This window comes from Thalassoroseus sp. (assembly GCF_984380535.1).
This window is the reverse complement of the sequence record NZ_CFHRBF010000009.1, coordinates 155,328-177,016: the sequence shown is the minus strand read 5'-3', so window position 1 is coordinate 177,016 and position 21,689 is coordinate 155,328. Positions and strand designations below refer to the sequence as shown.

Sequence of the window (21,689 nt, the reverse complement as noted above, 5' to 3'; positions counted from 1 at the left end):
GTCATTGGGAAAGTGGATGCCCACTGAACTGGCCTGCAAATTCAACGTGTTTTCGCTATTCGCTATGTTCTTCCTGAATTTCGTGTGATATTCTCCGCGGAAAATCGCCTCGGAGAGCACATGGTGCGTGACTGTGCGTTGCTAGTTGCGGATGTGACCTCCAGAGTTCTGGGTTGATCGTCCTCACCGAACAGCCAACGAACTAAAAACTTTTCGCGAACTTGAAGACGAGCCAGGCGGTCGCCGATGTCCAGTGCCTCACAGTCCGAAGTCCAACATGGGCTGTCCTCGAAGAGTTTCCTTGCCCTGTTGTTGACGCAGTTCCTCGGAGCCGCCAACGACAATGCATTCCGCTGGCTGGCGGTGTCGATCGCCATTGGCGTGATGGGAACAACCGGCGAAGGACGCGCGTTGGCATTGGGAACCGTGCTGTTTACCGTCCCCTATCTTCTATTGGCCAACATTGCCGGTTTTTTGGCGGACCGGTTCGACAAACGCGCGGTCATAGTCTGGTGCAAAGTCGCCGAATTGGCGTTGGCATCAATGCTGGTGCTTTCCATTCTTGCCGGCGGCGTTTTAGGCGTGAATGGCAGCTTGGGACTGATGTTTCTGACGGTGTTCTTGATGGGTTGTCAGAGTGCACTGTTCGGACCTTCGAAGTTCGGCAGCATTCCCGAGTTAGTCCGTAGCGAACACATTTCCGCCGCCAATGGACTGATGGGCATGATCAGCGTGATTGCCTCGGCATTGGGCACATTAGGCGGGTTGTCGCTTTACCAGTTCAACGAGACAGCGATCAGCCAGTTCGTGGGCTACCGGTCCGATCCGAACGCGACGATCACGGTGTGGAATTTGTGGCCCGTGATATTGTCGTTGCTCGGCATGGCGGTGGTCGGGGTGATGTCTAGCTTGATGATTCGACGTCTGACTCCCGCCGATCCGCATCGGAAAATGGCGAAGAATCCGTTTCGGGAAACCGTGAACGACTTACGAGTGCTGTTCGCCCGCCCGACGATTCTGCGGGTCGCCTTGGGCATCTCGTTCTTCTGGATGATGGCCTCACTCGCTCAGTGCAACGTCAACTTGTACGGCGAACACGTTTTCGGTTTGAGTAAAAGTGGCGTGGGTATTTTGATGGTCGTCCTCGTCGGCGGCGTGGCGATCGGCAGTGTCCTGGCTGGCTGGTTGTCTCACGGACGTGTGGAATTGGGAATTGTGCCGTTGGGTGCGGTGACGATTATCGTCGGAACGGTCGGGTTGTGCATCGTTGGCTGGAACGCCGGGATGCCGGTCGCCCACGATACCACCGCGAAACTGGCCACGTCGTTCGTCATGAGTTACCCGAGCTTCTGGCTCTGCTGTGGGTTCCTGTTCTTGCTTGGCTTCGGGGCGGGATTATTTTTAGTCCCACTGGAAGCATTCTTACAGGAAGAGTCGGAAGCCCAAGTTCGGGGCACGGTGATCGCGGGCACCAACTTCCTGGCTTTCGCTTTGGTCATCATGAGCTCGGGGGTTTTCTTCATCGAACGGGATCTGCTGGGGATGTCGTCCTCGACGATCTTCCTCTTTTGTGGAATCGCAACCGTACCGGTGCTGCTGTACGCTTTGTATTTACTCCCGATGGCGACGGTGCGGTTTTTGGTGTGGTTGCTGCTCGCGACAAACTATCGCATCCGGATTCGCGGACAAGAGCACATCCCGAAACGTGGCGGTGCGTTGCTGGTGGCGAATCACGTGAGTTACGTGGATGGTTGGCTCGTCACCTTGTCCGCCACACGACAAATTCGGCTGATGGCCGATGCTGACTTCTACAAAGGAAGTCGCATCATCACTGGAATGTCGAACCTGTTCAAAGTGATTTCCATCAATCCCAGCATGGGTCCGAAAGGGTTGGTCAAAGCTCTGAAAGAGGCCAATCAAGCGGTGTCGAACGGTGAGTTGGTCTGCATCTTTGCCGAAGGCAAACTCACCCGCACTGGACAAATCGAGAAGTTCCAACGCGGTTTGTTACGCGTCGTCGATGGCACGAACTGCCCGGTTATTCCAATGTATCTGGACAAAATTTGGGGCAGTATCTTTAGCTACTACGGTGGAAAAATCATCTACAAATGGCCGCGACAATGGCCGCATCATATTTCCATTAACTTCGGTGAACCGCTGCAGAATCCGAAGAGCCTCTGCGAAGTTCGGCAAGCCGTTCTCGACTTGAGTGCCGAATCTGCCATGCATCGCCGGGAACGCAAAATGGGGCCGACCCGTCGATTCGTGCGATATTGCAAACAAGCCAAGTTCCAAACCAAAGTGGCCGACGGCACCGGTCAATCGCTCACCGGCGGGAAACTGCTTGCCGGTGCATTGGCATTGAAGAAGCAACTTCGCGAGGCGGGAATCACCGGCAAAGGCGGCGACTCGCGAACCGTGGGCATTATGTTGCCACCGTCGGTCGGCGGTTTTTTAGCGAACACGGCAGTTGCGATGAGTCGCGATGTCACCGTCAATTTGAATTATACGCTCTCCCCGAACGATTTGAATTACTGCATCGAGAAAAGCGGGCTCACGCATGTCATCACCAGTCGGAAAGTGATCGACAAACTCAATATCCAACTCAATGCCGAGGTGGTTTACCTCGAAGATTTGGTCGCATCGATTTCGAAAGGTCGACGGATCGCGGCGGCCATTCAAGCATTCGCAGTTCCGACGTTCCTCCTCGAACGGTTACACGGTCTGCGGAAAATTCGCCCGGATGATTTATTCTCGATCTTGTTTACCTCCGGTTCGACAGGACGGCCGAAGGGTGTGATGCTGAGTCATCATAATGTCCAGGCGAATATCGATTCGATCGATGATTTGTTCCACTTGAAAAGTAGTGACACCCAAGTGGGCGTGATGCCGTTCTTCCACGCTTTCGGGCACACACTCGGTCTGTGGCTCACCGCAACGACTCCGCTGCGGGCGGTTTACCATTACAACCCGATCGACGGTCGCACCGTCGGCAAACTCTGCGAGGAATACAAAGCAACAATTCTTATGGGAACGCCGACGTTCCTACGTGCGTATCTGAAGCGTTGTACGCCAGAACAAATGAAGCACCTCGATTTGGCCGTCGTCGGTGCGGAGCGACTTTCGCCGGAGTTGGCGGAGGAGTTTCGACAAAAGTTTGGCGTGCTCCCGACAGAAGGTTATGGAGCCACCGAATTGGCCCCGCTCGCGACCGCGAACATTCCCAATTCTCGGACGGGTTTTGAAGAGGACACCGCCCGCAAGATCGGCAGCATTGGTCGTCCGATTCCAGGGGTCAGCGTCAAAATTGTCGATCCGGACACCCACGAGCCCCGCGATTTTGATGAAGAAGGTTTGATGCTCGTCCGGGGTGCCAATGTGATGCAGGGTTACCTCGACGAACCCGAGAAAACTGCCGAAGTGTTGCACGACGGTTGGTACAACACGGGCGACATCGCCACCATGGATGAAGACGGATTCGTCACCCTGGCGGGACGGTTGAACCGGTTCTCGAAAATTGGTGGCGAGATGGTTCCCCACGGACGCATCGAGGAAGAACTCCTCCGCATCGTGGGCAACGATGCCGGTTCCGACGGCGAAGTGCCGTTGGTGGTCTCTGCAATCCCCGACGAAAAACGCGGCGAACGCCTCGTGGTATTGCACCGTCCGCTCGAACAGTCTGTCGAAGAGATTCTGCGGGAACTCTCTGAAAGCGACATCCCCAATCTTTGGTTGCCCTCCCGCGACAGTTTTCTCGAAGTGGAGTCGATTCCGGTTCTCGGCACGGGCAAGCTCGATCTCAAGGGCATTCGTGATGTCGCGATCCAGCGTTTCTCCGTCGGAACAGCCGCTTCGAGTTCAACCTGACCAACCAGGCAAACGAGTCGGTCTGCAATCTGGTTTCCCCAAGTTTTTCTGGAAATCTCCCGAGTTCTGTTGTCCGCGGTCGACAAAAAACGTTGATCCTATAGAGCACGCGGGCCACCGATCATACATCCAATCCTTCAACGCTCTCATCTTTGGGAAGGATTGATCCGGAATGATTTCCAGTCGAACTCTTTCGAATTCGACCATCAATTGACATTTGAAATTTCCTTCGCGGGAGACGAGAATAGCGGTGAGGTTCCGTTCGAGGGACTTGACCGGTTGCTTTGTTATCCCGTCCAGCGGAGTTGGTGGTGATGGCACACTGGATTTCCCAAGACGTCGCGGATGCGACGATCCTCGCTCTGGGTGGTCTGCTGGTTGTGGTTTTGTTTGTCACCCTGGCTTGGTCAAGACGTCGTCGAGAGACTTTTGCCGGTCTGCGCGCGCTTCGCGATTTGGCGAAACGTCAGGGGGGAACCGTCGTCATGAACGACGAAGGTCAACCGCAGTGGCGGGTCCCGTTCTATGGTGCCACCCTCGTTGTTGGCTACCGCACCACGAAAGGTGTCACCAAGAAGTCCACTCCCCTGCCCTGGACACGAGTGGCGTTGGAAGTTCCGGGCCTGCAGGCTTCGGCATTTCGCGGCATCCTCATGCAGGAACGACATGCACCAAACGCGAACGTGTGGCGTGCGTTGGCACCGCTGCGAGAGATCTCAGCGTGGGGACCGCTGAAGATTCTGATCAGTCCAGACGACCCGACCCCGACCGTCGAAATCTGGCGATTCGGCTGGGGTCGGCAAGATGTTCATTGGATCGAGCAAACCCTCGTCTACTCGCTTGATGTATTGTTGGACCTCACACGGACCGTTTGCGAAAACCCCTATGATGCGAAGTCACTTCGGGAATCCCTGACCACCTGCCGGATTTTCAAGAAACCCTTTTTGACGATGGAGGGGGCTAAGTTGCAGGCGGAGCCCGCGAAGTCTGCGTTGGGCGGCAAGATCACGGAAAAGTCACGACCACACGCTCAATCCGACCCGAGTACTCAAACGGAGACTCATAATTACCAACGGCTCCCTGCAGATCTCGCCCTACCTGCAGACCGTCGAGAGGCATCCGCGTCAATGGCCCCGCAGTCGTTCCTTTCATGAATAGCTTCTGGTTGACGATTGCTTCGACGGTTCCATCAGCAGCGAGCGAAACTCGGACGGTCTTCGCATCACTCGGCAACTTTTCGGTGCTCGTCACCACGTTGAGTTTGCCATCATGACGTGTCGCGAATGACAAATGACCGTCTTGCATATAGACCGCAAACCCCACGGAATTGCCGCCCTGCGCCACCAATACGCCATCCGAACCTAGTTCCAGAATTTTGACGGTCACGGTAAACGCACGATTCTCGACAAACGGTGACTTCTCGCGTGAGAGATCCGCATCGGCTTTGAGCTGATAGCGTTTCTTTGTCTTATTGAATTTCGGTTTCGTTTCCCGACCATCCAACGGCAACACATTCGCCCGCTTCGCATAGGTTTCCCACTTTTCAGCGAGCTTGCGAACCAGTTCTGGCCGCTCTTGGCTTAGGTCATGCAATTCGGTCCGATCCTTGGCAAGGTCATAGAGTTCCCAATCGCGACTTTTCTTCGCGACGAGTTTCCAGTTCCCATCGCGGATGGCCCGGTTCCCTTCGTGTTCCCAAAACAGCGGCTCCGACCGGGAAATTTTTCCCCCGTCGAACGTGGGACGCAACGATTTTCCCTCTAACGGTTTAATCTTCTGACCATCGTGTTGCGTGGGATACTTGGCCTTCGCCACATCGACACACGTCGCCATGATGTCGATCAAGTGCCCCGGTTGATGTTCCAACTCGCCATGCCGGGCGATTCCCTTCGGCCAATGAGCGATCAATGGCGTACTGATTCCCCCCTCGTGCACGAAGTGTTTGTACTCGCGGAACGGCGTGTTTGAGACGTTCGCCCAATCAATGCCATAAGCAATGTAGGTGTCCTCCGGCCCTGGCATGATGTGCGGACCTTGCAGCGTTGGCACACCGGCTCGGTTCTGTTTCGGGATAACATCGAGTCGGATTGCATCTTGCGCAATCTTTGGCAAGGAAGCCTCCACTGGACGTTGCCAATCCCCTTTTCGTCCGACACCTTCCTGACAACCCCCGTTGTCCTGCATGAAGAAGATGAGCGTGTTCTCGAACTGATCCTGTTCTTTCAGCGTGTGCACAATCCGTCCGATGCCGTGGTCCATGCGGTCAATCATCGCCGCGTAGACTTCCATGCATCGCTGCTCCCACTCGGAGTGTTCAACCTTCGCCCAATCCCCGACCGTCGGCGACATCTCCCACGACGCATCGATCAAACCCAATTTCCGCAACCGTTCGAGTCGGGCTTGGCGGTAGGCTTCGTAGCCTTGATCGAATCGGCCTTTGTACTTGGCGATATCTTCTGGCAACGCGTGCATCGGCCAGTGTGCCGCCGTGTAGGCAACATACATGAAGAACGGCGACCGTTTGCCATCGGTGCTCGAATGCTCATTGATAAACCGCGAGGCGTGATCGCTGATGGCGTCGGTATAGTAGTATTGCTCCGGTTGATACTCCGGATCGGCGAACGGCGAGACCATAGTGTTGTCCCGCGTGAGCGTGCCGGGATCGAAGAAACTTCCGGCCCCCGTGATCGTGCCATAGAATCGATCGAATCCGCGTTGCAACGGCCAATTGTGTTTCGGACCTTCCGGATCGGTATGTAACGTGACATGCCACTTTCCAACGCCATACGTTGCGTAACCTGCTGGCTTAAGAACTTCTGCGATCGTCCGGCACTGTTTGTTCAAGTTGCCCCGATATCCGTCCGAACCGCGATCGTTCATCATGTGACCGATCCCCGCCTGATGTGGATACAACCCGGTCAACAACGACGCACGTGTCGGGCAACACCGTCCCGTATTGTAGAATTGCGTGAACCGCAAGCCGTTCTCAGCCAATCCATCCAGCGTAGGCGTTTCGATCTCGCCGCCATAGCAACCGATGTCGCTGTAACCCATGTCGTCGGAGAGAATCACAATAATGTTCGGCCGGTCATCCGCGACCGAACTTCTCGTAAACCCAAACCCGACAACAAGTAACAACAACAACAAACGATTGAGCATATTTCCAGACATGTCACTAAACCTCGACACCAGAGCGGCTGATTCGGGAGGATGGGGTTGAAGAAATCGATGAGATCACCATTGTGCCCGGGTCATTTGTCCGCGTCAAACGAACACCTCGAAGCACTAAGTCCCAGGATTTTCCGGAAATCGCCGACAAAATCTTGAAAATGTGCGCAAGCCGAGCGTTATGATGAATTCTACACGGGGGAAGTTCGTCACCCGATTCGAGGAAATTGCCGGACATGAGTGCATCTGTCGCCTCGCTACCATCTGACTTCGAATTGTTGAACCGGTTTGTCGATCAACACGACCAAAACGCGTTCACGATGATTGTACGTCGTCATGGAGGGATGGTTCGCGGCGTGGCTCATCGAGTCTTAGGTGATCCCGCGGGTGCTGACGACGCCTTCCAAGCCACATTTATTTCGCTGGCCCGGAACGCCCTGACTCTCACCCAAACCGAACAGACACACGACTCGCTCTCGAGTTGGCTCTATCGCGTTTCGTACAATTCGGCACTGCAAATCAAGCGGAAAGCAAAGTCGCGACGTCGCTGTGAGACACAATTCGCCAGCTACAAGCACAATGAAGAACGCGAAAAAGAGGCTCGGGAAGAGTGGCTGCCGATCTTGGATGAAGAGATTGGCCAATTGCCCACCCGGTTTCAATCTCCGTTGGTGTTGTGTCATCTCGAAGGACGCACCCAGCAAGATGCCGCTGATGAACTCGGCCTGACCTACGCCACGATTCGTCGTCGGCTTCAGCAAGCGAAACTTCTGTTACGAGAGCGATTGGTCAGTCGTGGGATGCCGGAAACGGGTGCCCTACTTGTGGTTCCGTTGCTGATCAAAGCAGCCGAATCGTCGGTCGCACCATCATCGGTCGTTGTTCAACAGGCAATCAACGCAGCCATGTCGCAGACTGCAACGACCAAAATTGCTGCAACCGCGGCGGTGGGCGGAAAGTCACTGGTGACTAAAGCGCTGGCCGCGATGTCATCCGGGAAAACGGTCGTGGCGTGCGGGCTCACATTGATCGGGGGTCTGTCTGCAGGATTGCTGGCCAATAGTTTTGACTGGAACCGTGTCCAAGATGGTGTTTCCGCGCGTCCAGTTCCCGTACCGGATCTGACAGTCACAGAAGTCGATACGACAACAACGTCACAAGTCAGTCCTCCGCAAACGGTCGTCGAAGAGAAAACGGAGTCGCTGGAGTCGTTCACGGATCGGTTCGTGAGTCCCGATTTGAACACTGCCCCCACGCAAATGGTTTCGCTCGAAAACCCGGCGACGTTCGGGACGCATGAATTGATTCCCGTCTCGGAACCGCCGAACTTGGAACCGATCGAACTCACCGCAGCCGTCGAAGATGCAGACGCCCCGCCGGCGCTCGATCTTCAGGAACCGGTCGGTGACGAAGTCCAAACGACCGCCAAGACGAAGCCGGCCAAATCGAATGTCGTGCAAAATGTCGTAGCCGTTCTGGAAAACCAGAAACGCCGACTTCACGACGATCACGTGAACTCGGCCGCTTCTCGAATTCGGGTTCCGGCGGGCGAGAAAGTCTTCAAAGGCGCGATCGATTTCGCCGGCAAGACTTACCGCTTCTACACACCGGAAGAAGCGGACAAACTTCTCGAGCGTTTGTTGCAATTCCCGGCACCGTCCGAAGACATGGAGTTTCGCGCTGTCTTCCATATCGACGGTATCGACCATGCTGCAACCGACTTCGGTCAAACGCTGGACATCTTGCAACGCAAGCAATTTGTGCGTTGATCACGTCGTGTTCGCGATCTCTTTTCGTTGAGCCAATTCCGACGGTGGTCGAAACGAGCGATTCTCCCTAGAATCCGTCGTGACACGTGCCGATTTCCAATCGGGCGTGACAGCGGAACCAAGTTAGCTCGAAACAACTTTCACCGACGAAATCGGTCTCATGTCGCCAACACTTTCGCCCGCAACTGCTTCTCCCGAAATCGCATCGATCACCGAGAAAGTCGCCTCCGGCGAACGGCTTTCGTTCGAGGACGGCATGTTCTTGGAAACCGAAGCCGACCTTTTCACGCTCGGCCGGTTAGCCAATCAGGTGCGTGAGCGGAAGAACGGGAACTTCGCTTACTACAACACCAACATCCACCTGAACCCTACCAATGTGTGCGTCTACCGCTGCACATTCTGTGCTTTTCGGGCGGACTTACGAGCCGAGAAGGCCTACACGTTCACCGACGAAATGATCCGCGACCGCGTGTTGGAAGCCAAAGCGAACGGTGCGACGGAAATTCACGTTGTTGGCGGGTTACATCACCTCAAAAAGTTCGACTGGTACCTGAACGTCATCCGGGTCATCCACGAGACGTGGCCGAAGATTCACATCAAAGCCTGGACGCCGGTCGAAATCGGCTGGTTCTGTAAACAGACGAAACAATCGATCCGCTGGGTCCTTGAACAAATGCGCGACGCCGGTCTTGGCAGTCTCCCCGGCGGTGGTGCAGAGATTTTCGATACGGAAATCCGCAGCCAAATCTGCGAACACAAAGCCGACGCAGATGTGTGGTTCGACGTGCACCGTGCTGCTCATGAACTCGGTTTGCGATCCAACGCGACCATGCTTTATGGACACATCGAAGAACCGAAACATCGGATTGACCATCTCTGCCGACTGCGGGATTTGCAAGACGAAACCAACGGTTTTCAAACCTTCATCCCCCTTGCCTTCCACCCGGAAAATACCGGCATGGATCATTTGCCGAAGGCCAGCGGGTTACAAGATTTGAAGACGATCGCGATCGCCCGGCTAATGCTCGACAACTTCGATCACATCAAAGCGTATTGGATCATGCTCGGCGAGAAAATCGCCCAAACCGCGTTGTCGTTTGGTGCGGACGATCTCGACGGTACCGTCGTCCACGAAATCATTTACCACGACGCCGGTGCGGAGACACCGCAAGGTCTAACGGTCCAGCAACTCCACGAATTAATCCGCGAAGCCGGGCGTGAACCCGTCGAACGCGACACCCTCTACCGCCGCGTCAACCGCAACGGAGCCGAATGGAGCATCGGCGAACCGCTTGGGGCGTAACCGCTTTCCGTTACTTGAGGTCTGCCGCAAGCTGTTCACGAACCACCGCGGCAGTGCCTTCCCAAGCCGCTTTGTAAGACGCTTCGAGCGGCGCACTGACGTAGCGATCAACAGACAGAAAAAGAGGCATTGGGGCCAATGGAAGACCCACGGCCGTCGGTTCCACGAATGCTTCGATTGGCCGATCTGCTCGATACGAAACCAATGTCAGCGGTCGATCGGAAACATCTTCGACTGAAGACATTCCAAACGCGTCCGCTATCGCAGCATGAATCCCATGCGGGTCGAATGAACCACGCGGTTGTAGATCGATCACCAACAGGTGAATACCTCGCTCGATGAGCTCTTGGATTTTTTCGATGAACTGTTGAAATCGTCGCGTGGAACTCTTGTTGCCAGCAGAAACAACCTCAATGACTGCCACAATGCGACGGTTGCTGCGGTGTCGAATAACCACGGACCGTTGCCGAAGCGTGTATGCGTCTGCCTCTTCGATCACAGTTCGGTAAGTAACCTTCGGCGGAGAATCTGCCAATAACACGCCACTAGTCACCTCAGGCATCGGCGACTGCGGTTCCGGTTCACCCAAATCGAGTGTGAGCACATCCGTTTCAAAGGAGCCGATCAGTTGTTGGGACATCGCATAGAACGGGCTAGGCAACACGCCAGCATTCAAAGTCTCCTTAAGATGTGTGATCCAAGAATGGTGAAAGTCATGAAACGTGCCCGCGTCGACACGGGACCAATCATGGATCGGCATGGTGGCGTTCCTGTTCGCTGTCACATGGTCGTTGTGTTGACATTCTAACATGGCTCGTTATCGTCGAAACACCCTTCATTGACTGTTCTTAGATTGCGTTTGAGGAGACGATCGTGCCGGCAACTTCTTCGATTCGCGTGCAAACGCTCGATCACGTGACGATTGTGGTGAAAGACCTCGAACGCAGTCGGCAGTTCTATTGTGACATCCTCGGCATGGAAGAGCAGGAACGCCCGAACTTCTCGTTCAAAGGCAGTTGGTTCCAGGCAGGTGACACGCAGATTCACACGATTTTGGAATTCGAAGATTCCGGTCCTGCAGGTGATGCCGGTGTGAAATCGACACGGGCCCATCATTTCGCATTCCGCGTCGAAGACTCCAGAGCGGCCGCTGAACATCTGAAAGCTTGCGGCGTCCCGTTCGTTGCAGGTCCGAAAGAACGCCCCGATGGTGCGGTTCAAACGTTTGTGACTGACCCGGATGGGTACATTATCGAACTTTGCTCCACGCCATAACCGGTTCAGTCCGGCCAGCCGGAACGGAATGCCGAATTATCCTCAATGGTTTTCGCAAGTTAAGTGGCGTGCGCTAGCACGAGTGGCGTATAATCGTTTATTCTCTCAAACCTTTGTATCTTAACGTCCAGTGGACAGCGTTTGATGTCGAATCTGTCGAAACGGATGGTGATTGTTTCAGGAATCGTCTCGCTCCTCGTAGCGTTGGCGGCGATCCTGGATATTTTCATGGGCATTCCGTTCTCCTTCGGCACGCCCGACCGACGGATGACGTTTGATATCACCCTAATTCTCGGGGCGATCGCTGCGTTGTATCTCTGTTGGGATACCTGGCGCGACGTGAAATAGGTCGCTGCTTACAGGTCGACGTCGTCAGCGAATGTCGCTTCGTCCATGATGAGGCGGTAACGTTCGGATGCATCTTTGCCGAGCAGTTGGTGGAACGTTTCATCGGCTTCCACAAGGTTCTCGATATCCACCCGTAGCAGAATACGGTTGTTGGGATCGAGTGTCGTTTCTTTCAGTTGCTTGGCATCCATCTCGCCGAGACCTTTGAACCGCACGATTTCCGGTTTCCGATTCGCCGGCAGACCACTTAATAGTTCTTCCTTGTGGGCATCGTCGAGGGCGTAAAAATTCTCCCGGCCGACGGAAATTCGATACAACGGCGGTTGGGCGATGAAGAGTTTCTCTTGGCGAATCAGCTCCGGCATGTGACGGAAGAAGAATGTCAGTAGCAGTGTGCTAATATGATAGCCATCGCTGTCGGCATCGGTCAGCAGAATGACTTTTCCGTACCGCAACCGATGGACATCAAAGTTCGGTCCGATGCCCGTGCCAAGCGATTCGACCAGATTGCTGACTTCCTGATTCTTGAGAATCTTGCCGATCCCAAGTCCTTCGGTATTGAGAATCTTCCCCTTTAACGGCAAGACGGCCTGGTATCGACTGTTTCGTCCAAGTGCGGCGGTCCCACCGGCAGAGTCCCCTTCGACGATAAACAACTCCGCCTCGTCGGGGTTGCGACCGGAACAGTCGATGAGTTTGCCTGGAAGATTCGTTTTCTTGCCACCGGCTTTCTTCCGTGTGACTTCCGCGACCGCAGCGCGACTTGCCTCTCGTGCCCGCGCGGAGAGCACAATCCGCCCCACAACGGCATCGGCGATCGACGGGTTGCCGTTGAGCCAGTTTTCCAGTGTCGGTCGCACGAGACTGTCGACAGCACTGGTCATCTCGGAGTTATTGAGCTTTTCCTTCGTCTGCCCTTGGAACATCGGGTCGGAATGGAAGGTCGAGAGAATCACCACCATGCCTTCGCGGATATCGTCATTGGTGATGTTCACGCCCTTCGGTTTGATGTTGTGCACATCCATGTAATTCCGCACGGCCTTGGCGACTCCGCCCTTCAAACCACTTTCGTGCGTGCCGCCGCCATGTGTGCGGATGCCGTTAACGTAACTGCGAATCTGCTCGTCGGTCGCTTCGGTCCATCGCAACACGACCTGCACGCCGATCCCGTCCTCGTCTTTCTCGGCACTAAAGAACGATTCGTGCACCGGCTTCTTCTTGGCCTCTTCGGTCATCTTTTCCAGATACGCCGCGATGCCGTCTGGGTGATGCAGTTCGTATTTTTCCTTTTTGACCTCGTCGATGAACGTGATCTGCAATCCGCCGTGAATGTAGGAAATGTCTTCCAAATGTTGACGGATCGTGTCGGCGTTGAATGTGGTGCGGGAGAAGATTGACGCATCCGGTCGGAAGAAAATCGTGGTGCCGCTGGTGCCTTGATAGGAACGCAACTTCTTGACACGCCCCGTCGGCACGCCGCACTCGTAGACTTGTTCCCACTCGGCTTTGTCGCGACGGATGGTGGCGATCATCTCGGAAGACAACGCATTGACCACCGACGAACCCACACCGTGCAAACCACCACTACGGGCGTAGTTCTTGCTGCTGAACTTTCCACCGGCGTGAAGTGTGGTCAGAATCACTTCCAGCGTCGATTTCTTTTCTTCGGGATGCTTGTCGACCGGAATGCCGCGACCATTGTCGGTGACGGTGATCGAAGAACCGTCTTTATGCAGGGTGACGGTGATTTTGTCGGCTTCCCCTGCGAGATACTCGTCGACCGAGTTATCGACGATTTCCCACACCAAATGGTGCAAGCCCTTGGAATCCACGCCACCAATGTACATCGCGGGGCGATGCCGAACGGCTTCCAGTCCTTTCAGAACGGTGATGTCTTGCCCGGTGTAGTTTCCATTGGTCTTCTTGACGCCTGTGGTGGCGGTGGTCGTCATGTCGTATGCTCGCGTCCGTGAAAAATTGAATGATCCGTTGATCTCGCCAGTGGGCTGACGTTCTTTATCTTAGGGTGCTTCCAAGCCCTGCCATTTTAGTGACTATCGTACGTGAGGAAAACGTGAAGCCAATGTTCTCAAACACAATCTGTGAGATCGGTGTAACCGGAAAGTTTTGACAAGCCGCCGAAGCCGGTAGATAATCGAGCCTCATTTCATTGGGGAAGTTCTCCCCACCTTTTTCTGTTCGCGTTCGCATGTTGCGGTCTGGGCAAACCGTTTTCGCGCAGCGACCAACCACATCATCCGTTCGCTGACGGTCACACTCGTTCGAGGAGACAGTCATGTCGCGTGCTACGGGTCGATCGACGTCGTTGGTTCGCTATCTCGTCACTCACAACCCCTTCTATGCCATCAGTGCCGCCTTACTAATGTATTCGGTGCGAGCCGCATATGGGGAGTTAGAGATCGGGACCATCAATTGTTGGCTGATGATGGGCGTACTCGGTGGTTACACGCTGTTGTTAGCCGGAATCGGAGTCATGCTGGTTCGGTTGGGACAGGTTTGGGAAGACGTGCGTTCGGTGTTGTTGCTGGTTCTGTTGATGTTCCTGGGGATTTCCATCAGTGCTGACGACCTGTTCGTGGCGATGGAAACGACCAGCGGTGGCGTGGCCCTAATGGTCTTCGGCTATTTGTTCACCGTCGTGGTGACAGAAGCGGTGTTGCGTCTCTCGCGGTTGCGGTTGGACTGGTTCTACCGGCTTCCGTATTACCTGTTTCTGGCGTTGTTCTTTGTGACACCCTGGTTGATGTCGCCGGAACTTCACCCCCGCAATGCCCGAGCGACGGAATGGATGCTGTTGCTGTTTCCAACCGCTGTTGCCGCCGTCATGCTGACGTTAATCCCCGCAGTGCGTCGCGGCCCCAAAGCCGTTGAGAACAATGGCACGCCCTGGAAATGGCCGTTGTTCCCATGGACGATCTTCGGATTGCTGATCTTCGGAGCCATTCTCCGCAGTTACGCACTCTCGTTGACATTCGGACCGACCGGACCAATCTGGGTTTATCTGAAATCGGGTAGTCGAGCGATCGCATTTGCGACAGTTTGGGGATCGTATTTTCTCGTGCCGATCATCGCCGCCATTTTGGTGTTGCTGCTTGAAAATGGGTTATCACGCGGCAACCTAAGACTGACCCGAAATGTTCTCCTGACGGCTCCGGTGCTGCTACTATTCGCAATGCCGTTCGGTGCTGGCAAGGTGTTCTGGTCGTTCTATAACCACGTGACCTTTCAGATCGGCTCACCAGTTTGGCTGTGCGTGGGAATCTTGCTGGTGTTCTATGGATACGCTTGGTTGCGAAAAGCCGCTTACGCGGATCTGGGTGTGTTGGCCACCCTTTCACTGGCGGCGCTCGTCAACTCACAGACTGTCAACCTGCGGACATTGTCCGAACCGAATCCCTACGTGCTTTTGATTCTCGCGTTGCTGTTCGCGATTCGCGGAATCCGATCGATTTCTTCACTCACAAGTACTGTGGCGGTCGTGATCGCCTCGTTTGCGTCTTGGCAATTGCTCGACCAAACCACTTGGAGTGCCTACGCCGGTTTGATTGCAGCTCATCTACTGTGGTTCGGTTTGATCGTTATCGGTTTGGCGTTTCACGATGGCTTCGCCCGGCAACTACGAATTCTCGGTGCAATGACATTGCCGATCGTGGCAGCAAGTTTGGTGTTGAACCCGAACTTTCTTTCGTTTCCGAGAGCATGGGTCGTGCCGTACTTGGGGGGAATGTTCCTCGCGTTTGTGCTGATCGGCTGGCAGACTCGCAATCGTTGGTATCTCGGCGTGACGCTCTTGATGATAGTGACCGGAGTCTACGAAGGTTTCGCGTTCGGCTTTCGCTTGGTTGCCCAGCATATCGGTTGGGCGGCGGTGTCGGCGTTCGCATGGAGCGTCGGTGCCCTGCTCCTCGGGCTGCTCGTAAGCATGTACAAAGCCAACCGAATTCCAACCAGCCTAATCGCTTGGCTCGTGGCGTCCGCACCGGAACCCTCGCCGCAACCGAACGAAACATTCGATGAGTTCTTCGAGGGGAGTTAGGACCGGGACCAGAACATAGGTGATCATGATTTGACAGTCGCCGGATGCGGTAGAATGCATTGCGATTTTGCACGGAACCATGGTGCCACGCGAAGCATCCGACGCCTTCTTGAGCAATTGATTACGGTCGATCTGGAGATCCGCGAACAGATACCCACGACCGTTTCAAATTTCCGCCGATTTGCGTAGGCTAAGAGGCTGGCTCGCCAATCACCGCCGGCTGTCGCTGAGCAGTGATGCTCGCGAGTCGAGTGTTCTTGTCGGTGGGCCGCGTCTTCCGCAGGCGGCCGGCAATTGGGTATCGAGCGTTAGTGGATTTCTTGACAGAAGGTCCAACCATGCTGCGATGTTGCAAAATTGCGTGCTCCTTCTTGATGTTCTCGCTTTGCTGTTTTGGGAAGAACTCCGCGGTGCAAAGTGCGGTGGCAGATGCCCCAGTGATCGTCGGTGGCGAAAAATCGTTGGACAAAGTCGTTCAGCCGATCAACAAGGAATTGGAGGCCAAATATGCGTTGTTCGAACCGACACCAATTACAGTCGAGCGTTTTCGCGAGGCGGTCGAAGCGAAAATCGAGATACTCGCAAAGAGCAAGGGATCGGACGCAGCCGTGGTGAAAGCACTCCAACGAATCGTAACAGAGAAGCGGTTGCCTGACGGGTTCAGTTTTTACCTCGCTTCCACATCGGCCAAATTCAAGAAAGATTCTCTTGAAGATGGGGTTCTTGAAAAGAAGGTCATCAATTTGAGTTACAACCTTTCGGTACCCGTCGCAGTTGCCGGAGAAACCACACAAACTGTTCGACTGAGATCGCTTGCTGAACAGTTCTTTATTTTGAAGAAAGAGATCGAGTTGTATGAGTAGATCTCGCCGTTGATGCCCGTCCGATTTCAAATAGGTGTGAATGAATTGGACGGGACGAACCGCTACCTGCGTCTGGCAACTAACGCAGCAACAGGATCGCCACATTGAAGTAGATGACGACGCCCATCATGTCGACGATGGCGGCGATCAACGGGTTAGACATCAACGCCGGGTCCATACCAAGCCGTTTGAACAGCAAGGGCAACATGGACCCGGTGACTGCCCCCATCACGACCACCAATAACACTGTAAACGCAACCGTCAAGGCGCGGACCGGGGGGTTGAAAATCAAAGCGCACAGAAACGCCAAGACGCCGAGACAAGCACCGAGTTGACTCGCGAGTAACACCTCCCGCCAGAAGATACGGAACGCGGTTTTTCGGCCGAGTTCCCCCAGCGAGACGGCCCGAATCACCAGCGTGGCGGATTGCGAACCCGCGTTTCCTCCGCTAGCGAGCACCATCGGCAGAAACAAAATCATCCAAGGTTCTTGCTCGGCAATCGGCTGGTATCCGCTGACGACTGACGCGGTTCCGAGAGCCGCTCCCAACAGCAACACTAACCACACACCACGCTTCCATGTCAGAATGCGGATCGGCGTGGTGAGATAACCGTCTTCGAGTGGTTCCATCGCCGCCAGACGTTGCACGTCTTCGGTGGCTTCTTCATGGATAACGTCCAGAATGTCGTCGTGCGTGACGATTCCCACCAACCGGTTTTGATTGTCGACCACCGGGATGGCGATGAAGTCGTACCGACCCATTTCCTGTGCAACGATTTCCTGGTCGTCGGTCACGCGTACCGAAATCACGTCGTGTCGCATGATGTCGGCGAGTTTCCGATGCGGTTTAGCGAGAATCAAATCGCGAAGCGAAATGAACCCGTGCAGATGCCGACCTTCATCGAGGATGTAGATGTAATAGACGGTTTCCCGGTCCGGGGCTTGTTTTCGCAGCCGATCAAGAGCTTCGCGGACCGTGATATCTTCCGGGAGCGAAGCGTACTCGGTCGTCATCAGCGAACCGGCACTCGACTCTGGATAAGACAGCAACTTGCGAATGTCGCTGCGTTCGGCTTGGGCGATCGACGGGAGTATGTTCTCGACCTTCTCGGCGTCCATCCGCGAGAGCAAGTCGACCCGGTCATCCGGTGCCATTTCTTCGAGCAGCCGAGTCAGCCGACCGCGATCGATGATTTCCGTCAGCCCAACCTGTTTCGGCAGGCTCATAAATTCGAGAATCTCGATTTGTCGATCGAGACTGCACGTTCGCAACACCCGCCACGCCGATTTGCTTTCAATGTCCTCCAAAACTTCCGCGACCGCGGCTGGGTGGAGAATCTCACAGAATTCGCGCATACCCTCGACGTCGTTTTCGTCGATCATGATCCGCAAATCAGGTTGGAGCAATTCTCGGTACATAACGGTTCGACCGATCGATCCTGCCAAGTTGCAGAGCCAAGGGTAATTCGAGCAATAGGCGTACTTCGAGTGCGTATAAAAAAACCCGAGGGTTGGGATCCCTCGGGTTGATTGCGTTCCGTATGTAGCGGAACAATTCAGATGGATTATCGTTTCGAGAATTGGAAGCTTTTGCGGGCTTTCTTGAGGCCGTACTTCTTCCGTTCCACCATCCGCCCGTCCCGCGTGAGGAATCCGTGTTCGGAAAGCGTGTGGTGTTGGGCGGGGTCTTTGGCTTGGATGGCTCGGGCGATTCCAAGGATGAGAGCACCGGTTTGACCCGTTGTTCCACCGCCGCTCACGCGGGCCCAAACATCGACTTTGCCGTCCATTCCAGCAGCTTCCAAAACCGCTTTGATGAACTTTTGGTCGCGTTCGACTGTGAAGTACTCTGCAAGAGTCCGGCCGTTAACGGTGAACTTGCCGTCGCCATCTTTGAGACGAACACGAGCCACAGCCGTCTTCCGACGTCCGGTTCCGATCGACACACCGAAGCGGTCGATTTTACCACGAATCACCGGTTGGTAATCGGGATCGATCTCGCTGGCTGCCGCCCCTTCACCGAGTGTCAAACCAGAGGCCAAACCTTCGTCAGCGGTTTCTTCACCAACGGCAGCAGGCGGAGCTGGAGCAGCGGCGGCTTCCGGATCGACGGCCGACTCTGTAACAGTTTCTTCGGGAACTTCTGGTTTGTCGTCTTCGGGGTTGTCGGTCGACATATCAAATCATCCAGATCAACGATCAGAAAAAATGTATCCTAGAAAGTGACCCAAGCAGAACGACTGCCAGGCACTTGGCCGGCTATCGCAAGTGCTCGGGCAATTCCACTGGCTGCTGCGATTGGTGCGTGTGTTCCGGGCCGCAGAACAGCTTCAGCTTCTTCAGCATTTGACGGCCGAGCTTGTTCTTGGGCAACATTCGGCGAACGGCTTCCTCGAGAATCCGTTCGGGATGTCGCTTCCAAAGTTCAGCAGCCGTAATAACTTTACGCCCACTCGGATAACCCGTGTAGTGATCGTATTCTTTACGGAGAAACTTGGTTGTGAAGCTCGGGTGCTGGTCATGGCTGACCGAAGACCCACTGAACCGCACCAAATGAGCATTGGTGACGATCACGTAATCGCCCGTATCAACGTGCGGCGTGTATGTCGGCTTATGCTTGCCCATCAGAATGGTCGCCAACTTCGTAGCAAAACGACCGACGATTTGGTCGGTTCCGTCGACGACGTACCACTCCGGCTGGAAAGTCTCTTTCTTGGCCACTGTGGTGCGAGGCAAAATTGGTCGCGAAGGCATAGCAATCGTCTCCCGCCACACTGACGGGCGAATAAGAGGACAAAGTTTGAACTAAACCGGACCAAGCGGTCCAACCGCTCCGATTCAACTGCCCAAGAGTGTCATGGCACGTGTATCAACATGCTCACGAAGTTGGGTCAGTCTGCCAATCCAGAATAGACCGTCCCCGGCACTTTCCGGGGAAGATTACACATCTTAGCGGGCGCTGAATTTGGTTTCAACGCTGAGCGACCGATTTCTGCCATGAATCCGGATTTTTGCAGCGGTCCGAAGTCAAGCAGCCGACCGAAGTTCATCGTCTGTCCAGGTTTCCGCATCGACATAACTATGCACAATGCGTTTTAACTCGGCAGCGATGTCGGTCTGGTAGGTTTGAACGGCCCGTTCGAGGGCGGCAATATCGTCGCGAACACCCACCAATCGCGATGGGTCGCGTTGAGCCCGGAAGATTTTATCGTGAACTTTCTTTGTTCCCTCTTCGGAGAGATAGAAAAGTTCCTCGTAAAGTTTCTCGCCGGGACGAATGCCGGTGAAGACGATGTCGATATCTTCGTGCGGTTTCAACCCGGAGAGGGCGATCATATCCTGAGCCAAGTCGAGAATCTTGACTGGCTCGCCCATTTCGAGAATCAGAATATCCCCGGAATCGCCGATCGCACCTGCCTGCAGCACGAGTTGCACCGCCTCGGGAATCGTCATGAAAAACCGCGTCATTTCTGGGTGAGTGACCGTGATCGGGCCGCCACGTTCGATTTGTCGACGGAAAGTAGGAACCACACTTCCGGCAGAGTTCAACACGTTGCCAAAGCGGACCGTGACGAACTGAGCCGACGTATCCGCAGCGATCGTTTGCACGTATTTTTCAGCGACCAACTTCGTCGAGCCCATAACGCTCGTGGGTCGAACCGCTTTGTCGGTGGAGATCAACACGAACCGTTCGACAGGCAACGCCGCTGCCAAGTCTGCGACGGTCTTCGTGCCGCCAATGTTATTCCGCACGGCCTCGCGTGGGTTTTCTTCCATCAACGGCACATGCTTGTAAGCAGCTGCGTGGAAGACGATTTCCGGTTGGAACCGGTCAAACACCTGCGACATGCTCGCGTGATCGGTCACATCAGCGATCACGAAGTGCAACTTGTTGCTGTATTTCTCGCTGTACTTCTTGCGGTTCTTGAGTTCCTGCTCGAACAGGAAAGTGCCGTACTCCGATTGATCGACGAGTACCAAACACGCCGGGTCCAAATCGAGAATCTGACGACACAACTCGGAACCAATACTGCCCGCCGCTCCGGTGACGAGCACCCGCCGTCCCGTGAGACAGTTCTGAATGCTCGCGAGATCCAACTCCGCCGGATCACGTCGCAGCAAATCGTTAATGGTGACTTCCCGAATCGAAAGTCGATAACGTCCGCCCACAATTTCCTGCACACCGGGAATCACGTGGACTTTGATATCCAGCTTGCTGCACTGCCGAGTGAGTTCACGCAGTTCTTTTCCGGGCACGGAACCTGGCACGAGCAAGTGTTTGGCCCCGGTTTTCCGGGCCAGTTTCGCCAAGGAACTGTGCTTGGAGTACACGCGAACGCCGGCGATGATCGAACGTGGTTTGCGTGGTCCCCCACCGATCAGACCGACGACGTTGAAATTCGATTGGCCGGTTTGAATAGCGCGGAGAATCCCGACACCTTCCGACTTCGCACCGTAAATCAACGCCGGATTAAACGGACTGCCACGGAAGAGCGGTTTGATACTCTCGGCGTAAAGCCGGAAGGACATCCGCAGTAACGCGGACGCCATGATCGTGAAGCCCCAATCAATCACAATCACGGAACGCGGAATGGGAATGCCCATCCACTTCAACAACGTGAGATTGGTGATGTAAATCGCGACAGCAGCGAATGTTGCGGCAATCCCGACCCATTGCACGTCATGCAGGGATGCATAACGGAACGCCCGACGCCATTCGCCCGTTGCCAGACAGGTCACGAACTTGACGGCCAGAATGATCGGCAACGTGTAGCGAAACAGATCAAACACGACCGGCGGAACGTTGAAGTCGCAACGTAGAACGAACGCGGTATAATAACTGGCCACGTAGATGGCCAAATAGGTTGGCAAAACGGCGGCCATTCGATGTTTCATGGATTCCGTCCGCTACTCTCACAAAACCAACCACACTCCTGGATACAGTAGCCAACGCCACTGGTTGCCAATTCGCTGTGGGTACTCGAATCTCTGTAAGACAATCGTCGATTTGGGTCTAGATCAATTCCGGGTGTGAATC

The 21,689-nt window shown here is 54.8% G+C and carries 14 protein-coding genes; 7 read left to right on the top strand and 7 right to left on the bottom strand.

What is annotated here, in order from left to right; all coding sequences use genetic code 11:
• Positions 1-246: 246 nt before the first annotated feature.
• Positions 247-3,867 (top strand): acyl-[ACP]--phospholipid O-acyltransferase, encoded by a 3,621-nt coding sequence (locus AC5DDB_RS14250; RefSeq protein WP_491740399.1) that lies wholly within the window; start codon positions 247-249, stop codon positions 3,865-3,867.
• 1,005 nt (positions 3,868-4,872) lie between these two features.
• On the opposite strand, the gene AC5DDB_RS14245 is transcribed toward AC5DDB_RS14250, so the two are convergent.
• Positions 4,873-7,038, bottom strand: coding sequence for an arylsulfatase (locus tag AC5DDB_RS14245; RefSeq protein WP_491740398.1), 2,166 nt, complete (start codon positions 7,036-7,038; stop codon positions 4,873-4,875).
• 233 nt (positions 7,039-7,271) lie between these two features.
• Here AC5DDB_RS14245 and AC5DDB_RS14240 point away from each other — a divergent pair, with 233 nt between their 5' ends.
• Positions 7,272-8,804 (top strand): RNA polymerase sigma factor, encoded by a 1,533-nt coding sequence (locus tag AC5DDB_RS14240; protein WP_491740397.1) that lies wholly within the window; start codon positions 7,272-7,274, stop codon positions 8,802-8,804.
• A 160-nt stretch (positions 8,805-8,964) separates the two neighbouring features.
• Complete coding sequence (gene mqnE / locus AC5DDB_RS14235) at positions 8,965-10,107, top strand: aminofutalosine synthase MqnE (protein ID WP_491740396.1); 1,143 nt, start codon at positions 8,965-8,967, stop codon at positions 10,105-10,107.
• Between the two features lie 10 nt (positions 10,108-10,117).
• Here the strand turns inward: mqnE and AC5DDB_RS14230 are convergent, their stop codons facing one another.
• On the bottom strand, positions 10,118-10,867 hold the full coding sequence (locus AC5DDB_RS14230; RefSeq protein ID WP_491740395.1) for a DUF4058 family protein: 750 nt from the start codon (positions 10,865-10,867) through the stop codon (positions 10,118-10,120).
• A gap of 113 nt (positions 10,868-10,980) precedes the next feature.
• Here AC5DDB_RS14230 and AC5DDB_RS14225 point away from each other — a divergent pair, with 113 nt between their 5' ends.
• Together AC5DDB_RS14225 and AC5DDB_RS14220 are read left to right on the top strand one after the other, a co-directional pair.
• Positions 10,981-11,382, top strand: coding sequence for a VOC family protein (locus AC5DDB_RS14225; RefSeq protein WP_491740394.1), 402 nt, complete (start codon positions 10,981-10,983; stop codon positions 11,380-11,382).
• A 144-nt stretch (positions 11,383-11,526) separates the two neighbouring features.
• Positions 11,527-11,730, top strand: coding sequence for a hypothetical protein (locus AC5DDB_RS14220; protein WP_491740393.1), 204 nt, complete (start codon positions 11,527-11,529; stop codon positions 11,728-11,730).
• An 8-nt stretch (positions 11,731-11,738) separates the two neighbouring features.
• Here the strand turns inward: AC5DDB_RS14220 and AC5DDB_RS14215 are convergent, their stop codons facing one another.
• Positions 11,739-13,682 (bottom strand): DNA gyrase/topoisomerase IV subunit B, encoded by a 1,944-nt coding sequence (locus tag AC5DDB_RS14215; RefSeq protein ID WP_491740392.1) that lies wholly within the window; start codon positions 13,680-13,682, stop codon positions 11,739-11,741.
• Between the two features lie 344 nt (positions 13,683-14,026).
• Between AC5DDB_RS14215 and AC5DDB_RS14210 the strand changes: the two genes are divergently transcribed.
• Together AC5DDB_RS14210 and AC5DDB_RS14205 are read left to right on the top strand one after the other, a co-directional pair.
• Entirely contained in the window at positions 14,027-15,787 is a 1,761-nt protein-coding gene (locus tag AC5DDB_RS14210) for a hypothetical protein (protein WP_491740391.1), read from the top strand.
• A 410-nt stretch (positions 15,788-16,197) separates the two neighbouring features.
• Positions 16,198-16,650 (top strand): hypothetical protein, encoded by a 453-nt coding sequence (locus AC5DDB_RS14205; protein ID WP_491740390.1) that lies wholly within the window; start codon positions 16,198-16,200, stop codon positions 16,648-16,650.
• A gap of 79 nt (positions 16,651-16,729) precedes the next feature.
• Here the strand turns inward: AC5DDB_RS14205 and mgtE are convergent, their stop codons facing one another.
• The 4 genes from mgtE to AC5DDB_RS14185 all read right to left on the bottom strand — a co-directional run bounded on the left by mgtE (position 16,730) and on the right by AC5DDB_RS14185 (position 21,547).
• Positions 16,730-18,070, bottom strand: a complete 1,341-nt coding sequence (mgtE, locus tag AC5DDB_RS14200) for a magnesium transporter (protein WP_491740389.1) — start codon at positions 18,068-18,070, stop codon at positions 16,730-16,732.
• 146 nt (positions 18,071-18,216) lie between these two features.
• Complete coding sequence (rpsI, locus tag AC5DDB_RS14195) at positions 18,217-18,828, bottom strand: 30S ribosomal protein S9 (RefSeq protein ID WP_491740388.1); 612 nt, start codon at positions 18,826-18,828, stop codon at positions 18,217-18,219.
• Positions 18,829-18,910: 82 nt separating this feature from the next.
• Complete coding sequence (rplM, locus tag AC5DDB_RS14190) at positions 18,911-19,405, bottom strand: 50S ribosomal protein L13 (protein WP_491740387.1); 495 nt, start codon at positions 19,403-19,405, stop codon at positions 18,911-18,913.
• A 273-nt stretch (positions 19,406-19,678) separates the two neighbouring features.
• A complete protein-coding gene (locus AC5DDB_RS14185) occupies positions 19,679-21,547 on the bottom strand; it encodes a polysaccharide biosynthesis protein (protein WP_491740386.1) in 1,869 nt (622 codons plus the stop codon).
• Positions 21,548-21,689: the final 142 nt, after the last annotated feature.

Coding starts and splice junctions, on each gene's coding strand:
- AC5DDB_RS14250 (WP_491740399.1), top strand. CDS start 247: ATGTCCAGTGCCTCACAGTCCGAAGTCCAACATGGGCTGTCCTCGAAG.
- AC5DDB_RS14215 (WP_491740392.1), bottom strand. CDS start 13,682: ATGACGACCACCGCCACCACAGGCGTCAAGAAGACCAATGGAAACTAC.
- rpsI (WP_491740388.1), bottom strand. CDS start 18,828: ATGTCGACCGACAACCCCGAAGACGACAAACCAGAAGTTCCCGAAGAA.
- AC5DDB_RS14220 (WP_491740393.1), top strand. CDS start 11,527: ATGTCGAATCTGTCGAAACGGATGGTGATTGTTTCAGGAATCGTCTCG.
- AC5DDB_RS14210 (WP_491740391.1), top strand. CDS start 14,027: ATGTCGCGTGCTACGGGTCGATCGACGTCGTTGGTTCGCTATCTCGTC.
- mgtE (WP_491740389.1), bottom strand. CDS start 18,070: ATGTACCGAGAATTGCTCCAACCTGATTTGCGGATCATGATCGACGAA.
- rplM (WP_491740387.1), bottom strand. CDS start 19,405: ATGCCTTCGCGACCAATTTTGCCTCGCACCACAGTGGCCAAGAAAGAG.
- AC5DDB_RS14230 (WP_491740395.1), bottom strand. CDS start 10,867: ATGCCGATCCATGATTGGTCCCGTGTCGACGCGGGCACGTTTCATGAC.
- mqnE (WP_491740396.1), top strand. CDS start 8,965: ATGTCGCCAACACTTTCGCCCGCAACTGCTTCTCCCGAAATCGCATCG.
- AC5DDB_RS14240 (WP_491740397.1), top strand. CDS start 7,272: ATGAGTGCATCTGTCGCCTCGCTACCATCTGACTTCGAATTGTTGAAC.
- AC5DDB_RS14185 (WP_491740386.1), bottom strand. CDS start 21,547: ATGAAACATCGAATGGCCGCCGTTTTGCCAACCTATTTGGCCATCTAC.
- AC5DDB_RS14245 (WP_491740398.1), bottom strand. CDS start 7,038: ATGTCTGGAAATATGCTCAATCGTTTGTTGTTGTTGTTACTTGTTGTC.